The sequence below is a fragment of the Streptomyces sp. NPDC004561 genome, assembly GCF_053602155.1.
Window position 1 is genome coordinate 1 of sequence record NZ_JBSGDB010000303.1, and the last position, 11,178, is coordinate 11,178.

Genomic DNA, 11,178 nt, shown 5'->3' on the forward strand with positions numbered 1-11,178 from the left:
AGCTGGCTGGACCGCAAGCACCTGGGGCGGCTGGTCGTGCAGAGCTTCAGCGCCGACAGCGTGCGGACCGTCCACGAGCTGAAGCCCGCGATCACCACCGCCTACCTCGGTATGCCCACCGTGGCGCAGCTCCCTCAGTACGCGCGTTTCGTCGATCTGATCAATCCGTCGTACGGGTCACTCTCCAGGAACTACGTGGCGGCCGCGCACAGTGTCTACGGGCCGCACGGCAGGCCGCTCGGGGTTTTCGCCTGGACGGTGAACGACGCGTCCACCGCGCACAAGGTCGCCGGGTACGGCGTCGACGGGATCATCACCAACAAGCCCGACGTGGTCCGGGCGGCGCTGGCCTCGGGCTGAGCCGGGGGGGCGTTGTCAGTGGCGGGCCGTACCGTGGGCGCATGGAAAGCCATGGGCAGGACGAGCAGCGGATCGTATGGGCCGTCGTCGGGACCGACATCGGCCCGCTGATGCTGGCGGCGACCCCGGGCGGGCTGGTCAACGTCGTCTTCCACGCGACGGACGCGGTGCGCGACCGGGCGCTGGAACGACTGGCGGCCCGGCTCGGCGGTACGCCCGTGGAGGACCCGGACGCGCCGCTGCTGGCCGAGGCGATACGCCAGCTGCGGGCCTACTTCACCGGCGCGCGGCAGGACTTCGATCTGCCGCTGGACTGGTCGCTGATCTCCGGGTTCAACCGGCAGGTGCTGCGCGAGCTGGCGTCCGGGGTGCCGTTCGGCAGCGTGGTGGGGTACGGCGATCTCGCCGGGCGTGTCGGGCAGCCCGGCGGAGCCCAGGCGGTCGGCGCGGCGATGGGCGCGAATCCGCTGCCGGTGGTCGTGCCGTGCCACCGGGTGGTGGAGAGCGACGGCGGGATCGGCGGTTTCGGGGGCGGCCTGGAGACCAAGCGGAAGCTGCTCGCCCTGGAGGGTGTGCTGCCCGAGCCGCTGTTCTGAGCGGGCGCGGGCCTGCGAGCGTCGTAGCGGGTGCGGGCCGACGCGCGTCGTAGCGGGCGCGTGCGGGCCGGTGGGCGTCGTGGGCGCGGGTCGTCGGGCGTCGTAGCGGGCCCCGGTCGGCTACTGCGCGTAGTGCCGGGCCTCGAAGACGTTGCCGTCGGGGTCCCGGAAGTAGAAGTTGCGCGTGGACGGGCCGCGGGCGCCGTACGAGTCGTGGCCGATGTCGGTCATCGGGACGCCGTGCTCGGCCAGCCGGGTGCGCAGGGCGTCGAAGGCGTCGGCCGGCAGGGACAGGCAGACGTGGTTGACGGGGTGACCCGCGCTGTCGGCCGCGCCGGGCAGGCTCGGCATGCGTTCCGCGAGGCTGTGCGGGGCGAGGTCGAGGATGGTCTCCTCGTTGACGCGGACGGAAGGGAAGGAGACCCTTCCCTCGGCGAACTCGGCGACCCTGAGCGGTTCGAGACCAACGGCCGTCTCGTAGAAGCCGGCAGCGGCGACCGGGTCGGCCACCCACAGGACGACGTGGTCGAGGCGCGTGGTGTTGTGCGTCATGCGGCCCAGGCTGGTCGTGTCCCGCACAGGCCGCAAGCGTTTAATCGCGGGCGGCGCCCGCCAGAGATGAGGAAGGACCGACGGACAGGAGGCGGGCACGTGGTGCTGGTGGTGTCGGAAGAAGTCCGGGAGGCGATCGACGCGCGGCGGCCGGTGGTGGCGCTGGAGTCCACGATCATCGCGCACGGTCTGCCCCGCCCGCGCAATCTGCAGGTGGCGCTGGAGCTGGAGGACGCGGTGCGGCGCGAGGGCGCGGTGCCGGCGACCGTCGCCGTGCTCGACGGGCGCCCACGGGTCGGTCTGGACAAGGAGCAGCTGGAACGGGTCGCGAACGAGGAAGGCATCCGCAAGCTGGGGCACCGTGACCTGCCCCTCGCCGTGGCCGCGGGGGCGAGCGGGGCGACCACGGTGTCGGCGACCGCGCAGCTGGCCGCGCTGGCGGGCATCCGGGTGTTCGCCACCGGCGGGCTGGGCGGTGTGCACCGGGAGTGGACCGTGACGCAGGACGAGTCGGCCGACCTGGGGCTGCTGGCGCGGACCAGGATCACGGTGGTGTGCGCGGGCGTGAAGTCGATCCTGGACGTGCCGGCGACCCTGCAGCGCCTGGAGACGCTGGGCGTGGCCGTCGCCGGGTACGGCACGGACCGGTTCCCCGGCTTCTACCTGTCCGACTCCGGGCATCCGGTCGACTGGACGCTGCACAGCCCGGAAGAGGTCGCGGACGTCATGCGGGCCCAGGACGGGCTCGACGCGCCGGGTTCGGCGCTGATCGTCGCCAATCCGGTGCCGGAGACGGAACAGCTCGACCCCGGGCTGCACGCGCGCGTGCTCGACGAGGCGCTCGACGCCTGCGCCGAGCGGGGCGTCACCGGTCAGGCCGTGACCCCGTTCCTGCTGGACTACCTGGTCCGGCACACGGACGGCGCGTCCCTGAGCGCCAATCTGGCTGCGGTGCGCGGCAACGTACGGCTGGCGGCGCGGATCGCCGCGGCGTGGACCAGGGGGTGACCGCGGGCCGCCAAGGGGCCCTGCTGGTCGTCGGCGACGTGGTCACGGACGTGGTCGCCCGGCACCGGGGGCCGCTCGCGGCGGGCACCGACACCGCCGCGGTGATCCGGACGCTGCCGGGCGGTGCGGGCGCCAACGTGGCCTGCTGGGCGGCTCACGCGGGCTGTCCGGACGTACGGCTGCTCGGGCGGGTGGGTGCGGACGCGGCCGCGTGGCACGAGCGGGAGCTGGCCGCGGCCGGGGTGCGGCCCCGGCTGGTGGTCGACCCGGAGGCGGCGACCGGAACGGTGATCTGCCTGGTCGACACGGGTGCGGCGGCCGAGCGCACGTTCCTCACGGACAGCGGGGCGTCCTTGCGGCTCGAACCCGCGGACTGGTCGGACGCGTTGCTCGACGGGGTCGCTTGGCTGCATCTGTCGGGCTATCTGCTGTTCACGGAGCCGAGCCGGGCGCTCGCAGGGGAGGCGCTCGTGGCGGCACGCGCGCGTGGGGTGCCGGTCAGCATGGATCCGGCCTCGGCGGGCTTTCTGGTGGAGCTGGGAGTGGACCGCTTCCTTGCGTTCGCGGAGGGGCTGGACGTGCTGCTGCCCAGCCGGGACGAGGCTTGTCTGCTGACGGGGCTGCCGGATCCGGTGGACGCGGCGGCCAAGTTGAGCCGTCTCGTTCCCCTGGTGGTGGCCAAGGCGGGGGCGGACGGAGCGCTGGTGGCCCGTCCCGGCAGCGCGCCCGCCCGGGTCCCGTCCGCGCCGGCGACCCCTCGGGACACCACGGGCGCCGGCGACGCCTTCACCGGCGCATTCCTCGCCCACCTCATCGCGGGCGCGCCCCCTGAGGAGGCGGCGGCCCTAGGCTGCCGGGCGGGCGCGGAGGCCGTGGGACGGGTGGGCGGCCGGCCACCGCGTCCGGGGAACGGCGGCTGAGGACTGGCCCGGCGGCGACGCCGGCCAGCTGTGGCTGTGTTCGTGGCGATGGGGGCTCGGCTGTGGGTGCGTCGTCCGGCGGGGCCCTGTTCACACGCCGACGGGGAGCGGGCCTCGGCCGCAGGGTGAGGGGGGCGCACCTGGCTGGTCGGCAGACGTGTCGACGGAGGCATCGCATGCGGCCGCATACCTGCAGACAGGAGCATCTGACTACAACTGCGCGCCCGGTGGCATGCGCAGCCCGGTGCTCGTTGTGCCCCGCAGTAAGGGCATCTGCCGTGGCTGCTCGGCATGTGCCGCAGCACGGGCATCCGGCCGTGGCTGCTCGGCACCAACGCTCTGACAGCTTGGCCGAACTGCGTCCTAAGGCGTGCCAACGAGGCCGGCGCGCGCGGTGGGCGCAGGCTGCGGATGCGGGGCGTTGTGCCGTGCGGCTCCGGTGTCAGGCCTTGCGGCCCCATGCCGAGATCATCGGGGCGGTGGTCAGGTCCATGTTGCCGGTCTCGACATGGGCCAGGTGCTGGTCGATCTCCTGGTCGGTGGCCAGACCCGCGGCGACTAGCCGTTCCCGGATCTGACGGACCGTCGCGGTTTCCAGGGCGGTGCAGGCGGGCGAGGTCACGGGGAAGTAGGCGTCGGCCTCCACCTCGTGCAGGCCGGCCTCCCGGAGCAGGCGCGGGAGCTTGCGGCCGTACGCGAGGTCGGCGCCGCGCTCGGCGAGCAGCTTGCGGAAACCCTGGCGGAGCCGGTTGGCGAGCCGCTGCTCGGAGCCGTACTCGTCGGGGCAGATCAGGGGCTGGAGGGCGGGGTCGGCGTCCTCGATCAGCAACCGCCCGCCGGGCCGCAGCGCCCTGATCATGGACCTCAACGCCCGCTCCCGGTCCGGGACATGAACGAGGACCAGCCGGGCGTGCACGAGGTCGAACTCCTCCCCCGGCGGCTCCTGCGCGCCCACGTCGTGGACGCGGACCTGCACCGGCGGGCGGGCCACCGAAGCGAGCCGCGAGGTGTCGATGTCGGTGGCGACGACCTCGCCGGTCGGCCCCACCTTCCGCGCGAGCCAGGACACCACGGAGGCGCCGCCGGCCCCGACTTCCCAGCAGCGCCAGCCCGGCTCGATGCCGAGCCCCTCGATGTGCCGGAAGGTCGTGGGATCGAAGAGGGTGGCGAAGGCGTCGAAGCGCTCGCCCGCCTCGCGCTGCTGGTTGTCCAGGAGGTACCCGTCGGATGGCGTCATACCGCGATCATCCCAGCCGCCCGGAACGTCCGGTCCGGTCGACACCTCTTCCAAGGACGGGGGACTCAGCTCTTCCGGGGACGTGACTCGGGCGGCCCTCCGTCCACAGGCGGAAACCAAGCGGAACAACGCGTTCCCACAGGCTTGCCCGCCCCTTGCTCCTGACTGGCAGACTTGCCAGGCAAGACGCGGAGGCGTTACGCGAGGAGATCCAACCGAGGAGATCCAGATGACGATGGCGGGGAATCTGCGGAAGGTCACGGGGCTGGGCAAGGTCGGCGGCCTGCGCAAGGTCGCGCGGCTGGCCCGGCGGCGGCCGCGCGTGGACCTGAGCCATCCCGCCCGGTCGCCGCTGGGCTCGTCGGTGGTCAACTGTGTGACGTACCAGGACGGCGTGCGGGTGCCGGGCTGCGCCGACCTGGTGGACGCGGTGAAGATGGTGCGCAAGAGCGGTGAAGGCTTCGTCTGGCTCGGGCTGCACGAGCCGACGGACGAGGAGTTCGCCAGCATCGCCGAGTTGTTCGACCTGCATCCGCTGGCGGTGGAGGACGCGGTCGAGGCCCATCAGCGCCCGAAGCTGGAGCACTACGGGGACACGCTGTTCGCGGTGTTCAAAACGGTCTGCTACGTGGAGCACGAACGGCTTACCGCGACCAGCGAGGTGGTGAACACCGGCGAGATCATGGCGTTCGTCGGCCAGGACTTCGTCATCACCGTCCGGCACGGCCGGCACGGTTCACTGGGTCCGCTGCGTGAGGAGTTGGAGGCCGATCCGCACCAGCTCGCGAAGGGGCCGGCGGCGGTGCTGCACGCGATCGCCGACCATGTCGTCGACGACTATCTGAGCGTCACGGACGCGGTCCAGGCCGATATCGACCAGGTCGAGACGGAGGTGTTCTCGGAGCAGGGCGCACGGCTCGATCCGGGCCGCGTCTACCAGATGAAGCGTGAACTGCTGGAGCTGAAGCGGGCGGTGGTGCCGCTGGGCCGTCCGGTGGAGGAGCTGGCCACCCGGCCCATACGGGTCGTCGCACCCGAGATACAGGCGTACTTCCGGGATGTGCTCGACCATCTGATCCGAGCCAAGGAGCAGATCGCCGCGTTCGACGAACTGCTCAACTCCATCCTTCAGGCCCACCTCGCTCAGGTGACCGTCGCGCAGAACGAGGACATGCGGAAGATCACGGCCTGGGCCGCCGTGATCGCCGTACCGACGATGGTGTGCGGCGTGTACGGCATGAACTTCGACCACATGCCGGAGCTGCACTGGCGGTTCGGCTATCCGCTGGTCATGACGGTGATGGCCGTGGCGTGCGTGGCGCTGTATCGGGGGTTCCGGCGCAACGGCTGGCTCTGAGCCGGCAGGGGATCGCCGGACGCCCGGACCGGACGTCGGCCGGGATCAGCCGCGCCAGGCGGGGTGACGCGGGTCGTCGGCGCGCACCAGGACGTCCGCCGTGCCCGCCGGGTCCTCCTCCGCCGCGTAGCGCTCGAAGGCGGGGAGGGTCCAGTGGTCGGTCTCGGGGGTGCGGCGGCGCAGGGCGCCGGTGGAGAGGAGGACGTGGACGGTCAGATCGAACGGGAACCAGTGACGCAGGAGAAGGGGGCCGTGCAGCAACAGGATTCCGCCGGGCGGTAGTTGGACGTAGGGGCTTCGCGTGGCCCGGTCGGTGGCCGGGTCCCACAGGTCGGGCAGGACGCGCCCGCTGCCTCCGGGGTCGAGCGGACCGAACACCTCGCGCCACAGGGCGCCGGTGTCGAACCATCCGCCGTAGTACGACTCGGCGTCCCGCCGCCCGTGCTCCAGGCGCAGCGAGGCCGGGCGCAGAAAGCCCTCGGCGCCGACCACGAGCGACGGCCGCCCGCGTACCCGCAGCGCCTCCGCGACCCGCTCGGCGAGGTCTTCCGGGTGGGCGGCCGGGGCCCCGTCGAAGCCGACGCGCACCCAGGCGCCCCCGTCCGCCGTCTCCTGCCCGGCCAGCCGGTCGGCCAGCAGCTCGGCGAGCCGGTCCCAGGTGATCGCTTCGAGTCGCACACGCCCATGATGCCGGGTCGACCGAACGGCCGGTGTCGGCACCCTACGGGGAAGGGGGGTGGGGCCGGCTGGTGGTGGCGCGTGCTGAAAGGGGGGACACCCGGGGCGATGCCTGCTGCCGAGGGGGCCATGCGAGGAGTCCGGGGGCGGGAGGCACCTCCGGCGGAACAGTGACAAGGGCTGCGCCTCGTGACGGAGGGCCGAGGCCGGCGCCTCAGGCGGACGGCGGCCGGGGATGGTGCCGCCAAGGGCACAGGGTCCGGGAGCGGTACCTCCGGCGGACGAGGTCCGAGGTCCGGAAGTGGTGTCTCCGGCGGACAAGGATGCGGACAGGGAGGAGGAGAAGGAGCGGGTCGGGGCGGGAGGCGCGGGTGGCGGCGGGGAAAGAAACGCGTATGGCGCTTCCCTCAACTCCCCACTCTTCCGGTCGGCTTGTCGCGATCCAGCCGCTGAAGCACAAGCGGTGTACCGCGTGCGAGCGCGGACCGCTGTCGCTGCTGGTGCTGGAGGACGGCGCGCCCCGCTGCCTGGACTGTGCCGACCTCGGGCACCTGGTGTTCCTGCCACGTGGTGACACGGCGCTGACCCGCAGGTCGCGGGAGGAGAGCGGGTTGTCGGCGGTGGTGGTGCGGTTCAACCGGCGCAAGAGCCGTTACGAGCGGCAGGGCGTCCTCGTGGAGGAGGCCGCGCTGGCCCGTGCCGAGGAACGCTGCTTGGCGGACGCGGGGGCGCGGCGCCGGCGGCGGGCGCGGGACGCGCGGCGCAGGGTGGTGGAGGACGAGCAATTCGCGACGGCGTTCGCGGCGGAGATCCTCCGGCTGTTCCCGGGCTGCCCGGCGGAGCGGGCCCGGGCCATCGCCGCGCACGCCTCCGTGCGGGGCAGCGGGCGCGTGGGACGCAGCGCGGCCGGACGGGCGCTGTCCGAGGGCGCGGTGATCTCGGCGGTCGTGGCCGGCGTACGGCATGTCGACACGCCGTACGACCAGCTGCTGATGAGCGGGGTGCCACGGTACGAGGCGCGCCGCCGGATCCTCCCGGCCGTGGAGAGCGTGCTGCGGGCATGGCAGGCGGCCGGGGAGGACGTGGGTTGAGAACGCGCGACATTGCGTGCGGGTGCGGCAGCTCTGCATCAGCGTCCCTCCCGCCTCCCCCAACCCCCATCTCCCACCAGCCCCGCATACCCCTCCTCACACCACCTCCACAGCGCTCACACGTCCCCGTATGGACGCTCACGTATGCCGTCGCGTTCTTCGGCCATGGCCGGGTCCCCTTCCTGGGCATTGACTAGGAGCGATGGTGATGCCCGGCCCCGGTTCGGGCGGAGCCGGATGGGCGTGATGGGAGTGTGGCTGTGATCGAAGGACCGTTTCTCGTGCTGGCAGTGCTGGGGATCCTGGGCACCGGGATAGTGGCCGGGGTCTTCTGCGGGTTCTCGACCTTCGTGATGCGGGGGCTGGCGGAGCTGCCGCCGGCGCAGGGCGTGGCCGCGATGAAGGCGATCAACGTGGCCGCGGTACGGCCTGCCTTCATGACGGTGTTCACCGGCTCGGCGGTGCTGTGCGCGATGATCGCGGTGGTGACGTTCGTGGTGTGGCCGGACCACGGCAAGCTGGAGCTGCTACTGGGCAGCGCGTTGTACCTGTTCGGCTCGTTCGGGCTGACCATCGTCGCGAACGTGCCGCGCAACGACCGGCTGGCCGGGCTCACCCCGGGCGCGCCCGAGGCCGCCCTGTACTGGCCGGAATACGTGCGCGAGTGGACGTTCTGGAACCATCTCCGGACCGCCGCATCCGCCGCGGCCGCCCTTGTCTACGTGCTGGCCCTCACCTGATCGCCTGATCCCTCGCGGAATCCCCCGGACCTCGACAGAAAGCGCTGTCAGCCACTCTGCACGGGGGTCGGCGCGGACGTATCGTGGCCGGAAGAGTGCCGATATGTGCCGCCGATGACGCACGGCCCGTCGTACACCTGGCGCCCCCGGTGCCCGTACGCGAGGAAGACGATCATGGCCGATCCCAAGGGGTTCATGACCACGCCGCGCCAGGAGTGGCCGCGGCGGCCCGTCGAGGAGCGGGCGCGGGACTGGGACGAGGTGTACGTCCCGGGCGCGCTGCTGCCGATCATCAGCAAGCAGGCCGACCGCTGCATGGACTGCGGCGTCCCCTTCTGCCACGACGCCTGCCCGCTGGGCAATCTCATCCCCGAGTGGAACGACCTGGTCTCGCGCGAGGACTGGCGGGCCGCGAGCGACCGGCTGCACGCCACGAACAACTTTCCCGAGTTCACCGGACGGTTGTGTCCGGCACCCTGTGAGGCGGGTTGTGTGCTGGCGATCAACCAGCCGGCCGTCACCATCAAGAACGTCGAGTGCGCGATCGCCGACCGGGCCTGGGAGGAAGGTTTCACCCCGCCGCGGCCTCCGGAGCGGCTGTCCGGGAAGACGGTCGCCGTCATCGGCTCCGGGCCCACCGGGCTCGCCGCGGCTCAGCAGCTGACCCGGGCCGGGCACACGGTCGCCGTGTACGAGAGGGACGACCGGATCGGCGGGCTGATGCGGTACGGCATCCCCTCCTTCAAGATGGAGAAACACCATCTGGAGCGGCGGGTGGAGCAGATGCGGGCCGAGGGGACGAGGTTCCGTACGTCCACGGCGGTCGGACGGGATGTGGGGGCGGCGGATCTGCGGGCGCGGTACGACGCGGTCGTCCTCGCGACGGGTGCGACGGCGTGGCGGGAACTTCCGGTGCCGGGTCGGGAGTTGAACGGGATACACCAGGCGATGGAGTATCTGCCGCTGTCGAATCGGGTGTGTGAGGGGGATCTGGAGATTTCACCGCTGTCCGCGGCCGGGAAGCACGTGGTGATCGTCGGCGGCGGGGACACCGGGGCGGACTGTCTGGGGACCGCGGTGCGCGAGGGGGCGGCGTCCGTGTCCCAGCTGGACATCTACGCGCAGCCGGGTGCCGAGCGCGACGAGGACGTCGAGCCGTGGCCGACGTATCCGAAGATCTACCGGTTGTCGGCCGCGCACGAGGAGGCGCGGGACCTGCGTACGGCGCCGGCGGCGGACGCGGACGCGCGGCTGTTCGCGGCGTCCACGCTCCGCTTCGCCGGGGACCGCGGCGGGCATGTGCGTTCGCTGCATCTGGTGGAGGTGGACGAGCGGCGGCAGCCGGTGGAGGGCACCGGGCGGACGCTCCCCGCCGATCTGGTGCTGCTCGCTCTGGGGTTCTCCGGGCCGGACCGGGAGGACGGCCTGATCGAGCAGTTGGGTCTGGTGCTGGAGGCGCGCGGCACGATCGCCCGGGACGACGGCTTCGCGACCAACGTCCCCGGCGTGTTCGCCGCCGGGGACGCGGCGCGCGGGCAGTCGCTCATCGTCTGGGCGATCGCGGAGGGACGGGCGGTGGCGGCTGCCGTCGACCAGTACCTGACAGGGGCTTCGCAACTGCCGGCACCGGTCTCTCCGAGGGATCGGCCTATGAGGGTGTGAGAGCGGGGACCCGGGGCGGGAAGGGGTGTCGCCGGGTCATGGTGTCGTGGCCGGTCGCGGGTGCGGCCGTCGGAGTCAGGTGACCGGCCCTGTCCCCGGAGGGGGTGGGGAGGTCAGCGGCGCCGTTCGTCCGTGCCGGCCACCTTGCCGGTGGCCAGGGCCACGCGGTTCCAGGTGTTGATCGTGAGGATGAGGGCGAGGACGTGGGCCAGTTCCTCCTCCTCGAAGTGGGCGGCGGCCTCGGCGTAGACGGCGTCGGGGACGCCCGCGTCGGCGACGAGGGTGACCGCCTCCGTCAGGGCGAGAGCGGCCTGTTCCCTCGGAGTGAAGAAGTGGCGGGCCTCGCGCCAGACGGGGACCATGTGCAGCCGGTCCTCGCTCTCCCCCGCCCCGCGCGCGTCGTTGGTGTGCATGTGCAGGCAGTAGGCGCAGTGGTTGAGGTGCGAGGCGCGGATCTGGATCAGCTCGACCAGCGCGGGGTCGAGGCCCGAGCGGGCGGCGGCGTCGAAGCCGATGAGGGCGCGGAAGACCTTGGGAGCGGCCATGGCGAGTTCCAGGCGGGTGCGGGCGGCCTCGGCCTCGGCGATCCCGGTGGTGAAGTCGGCAGCCGCGGCAGTCGTGTTCGTCGTCATGTGCTTCAACCTACGGGCCGGAAAGACCGTCTGTAGGGTGCATTTCCATGATGGAATCGTGGGTCAATTCCGCGGAGCGCATCGGTGCCGATCTGCATCTGGAACTGTCCGGTCCGGGTGGCCGCCGGGCAGCGCTCATCGGGGCGCTGCGGGAGGCCGTGCGCAGCGGACGGCTCGCGCCCGGTACCCGGCTGCCGCCGTACCGTTCGCTCGCCGCCGACCTGGGCGTGGCCCGGAACACGGTGGCCGACGCGTATGCCGAGCTGGTCGCCGAGGGCTGGCTGACCGCCCGGCAGGGCTCGGGCACCCGGGTCGCGGACCGGGCGGAACCGTTGCCGCACGCCG

General features: G+C 72.5%; 13 protein-coding genes. 9 read left to right on the top strand and 4 right to left on the bottom strand.

Annotated features, from left to right (window positions below):
- A partial coding sequence (locus tag ACWEN3_RS31010) for a glycerophosphodiester phosphodiesterase (protein ID WP_452977353.1) occupies positions 1–360 on the top strand: 360 nt, incomplete at its 5' end.
- Between the two features lie 41 nt (positions 361–401).
- Complete coding sequence (locus tag ACWEN3_RS31015) at positions 402–956, top strand: methylated-DNA--[protein]-cysteine S-methyltransferase (RefSeq protein ID WP_452977356.1); 555 nt, start codon at positions 402–404, stop codon at positions 954–956.
- Positions 957–1,076: 120 nt separating this feature from the next.
- Here ACWEN3_RS31015 and ACWEN3_RS31020 read toward each other — a convergent pair whose 3' ends face one another.
- A complete protein-coding gene (locus ACWEN3_RS31020) occupies positions 1,077–1,508 on the bottom strand; it encodes a VOC family protein (RefSeq protein WP_452977359.1) in 432 nt (143 codons plus the stop codon).
- Between the two features lie 99 nt (positions 1,509–1,607).
- On the opposite strand from ACWEN3_RS31020, the gene ACWEN3_RS31025 reads away from it, so the two are divergent.
- Together ACWEN3_RS31025 and ACWEN3_RS31030 are read left to right on the top strand one after the other, a co-directional pair.
- A complete protein-coding gene (locus ACWEN3_RS31025; RefSeq protein WP_452977362.1) occupies positions 1,608–2,516 on the top strand; it encodes a pseudouridine-5'-phosphate glycosidase in 909 nt (302 codons plus the stop codon).
- The gene (locus tag ACWEN3_RS31030) at positions 2,501–3,436 is read left to right on the top strand and encodes a carbohydrate kinase family protein (RefSeq protein ID WP_452977365.1); all 936 of its coding nucleotides are present in this window, start codon (positions 2,501–2,503) and stop codon (positions 3,434–3,436) included. The genes ACWEN3_RS31025 and ACWEN3_RS31030 overlap by 16 nt, the downstream gene beginning before the upstream one ends.
- Positions 3,437–3,878: 442 nt before the next feature.
- On the opposite strand, the gene ACWEN3_RS31035 is transcribed toward ACWEN3_RS31030, so the two are convergent.
- Positions 3,879–4,673 (bottom strand): methyltransferase domain-containing protein, encoded by a 795-nt coding sequence (locus tag ACWEN3_RS31035; protein WP_452977368.1) that lies wholly within the window; start codon positions 4,671–4,673, stop codon positions 3,879–3,881.
- A gap of 229 nt (positions 4,674–4,902) precedes the next feature.
- Between ACWEN3_RS31035 and corA the strand changes: the two genes are divergently transcribed.
- On the top strand, positions 4,903–6,030 hold the full coding sequence (corA, locus tag ACWEN3_RS31040; RefSeq protein WP_452977371.1) for a magnesium/cobalt transporter CorA: 1,128 nt from the start codon (positions 4,903–4,905) through the stop codon (positions 6,028–6,030).
- Positions 6,031–6,075: 45 nt separating this feature from the next.
- Here corA and ACWEN3_RS31045 read toward each other — a convergent pair whose 3' ends face one another.
- The gene (locus tag ACWEN3_RS31045) at positions 6,076–6,708 is read right to left on the bottom strand and encodes a uridine kinase (RefSeq protein ID WP_452977374.1); all 633 of its coding nucleotides are present in this window, start codon (positions 6,706–6,708) and stop codon (positions 6,076–6,078) included.
- Between the two features lie 395 nt (positions 6,709–7,103).
- Between ACWEN3_RS31045 and ACWEN3_RS31050 the strand changes: the two genes are divergently transcribed.
- The 3 genes from ACWEN3_RS31050 to ACWEN3_RS31060 all read left to right on the top strand — a co-directional run bounded on the left by ACWEN3_RS31050 (position 7,104) and on the right by ACWEN3_RS31060 (position 10,201).
- The gene (locus ACWEN3_RS31050; RefSeq protein WP_452977377.1) at positions 7,104–7,799 is read left to right on the top strand and encodes a DUF2293 domain-containing protein; all 696 of its coding nucleotides are present in this window, start codon (positions 7,104–7,106) and stop codon (positions 7,797–7,799) included.
- A 260-nt stretch (positions 7,800–8,059) separates the two neighbouring features.
- Positions 8,060–8,539, top strand: coding sequence for an anthrone oxygenase family protein (locus ACWEN3_RS31055; RefSeq protein ID WP_452977379.1), 480 nt, complete (start codon positions 8,060–8,062; stop codon positions 8,537–8,539).
- 174 nt (positions 8,540–8,713) lie between these two features.
- On the top strand, positions 8,714–10,201 hold the full coding sequence (locus ACWEN3_RS31060; RefSeq protein ID WP_452977382.1) for a glutamate synthase subunit beta: 1,488 nt from the start codon (positions 8,714–8,716) through the stop codon (positions 10,199–10,201).
- 113 nt (positions 10,202–10,314) lie between these two features.
- Here the strand turns inward: ACWEN3_RS31060 and ACWEN3_RS31065 are convergent, their stop codons facing one another.
- The gene (locus tag ACWEN3_RS31065; RefSeq protein ID WP_452977384.1) at positions 10,315–10,833 is read right to left on the bottom strand and encodes a carboxymuconolactone decarboxylase family protein; all 519 of its coding nucleotides are present in this window, start codon (positions 10,831–10,833) and stop codon (positions 10,315–10,317) included.
- 47 nt (positions 10,834–10,880) lie between these two features.
- On the opposite strand from ACWEN3_RS31065, the gene ACWEN3_RS31070 reads away from it, so the two are divergent.
- Positions 10,881–11,178 (top strand): GntR family transcriptional regulator (locus tag ACWEN3_RS31070; protein WP_452977386.1); only part of this gene is annotated, 298 nt, incomplete at its 3' end.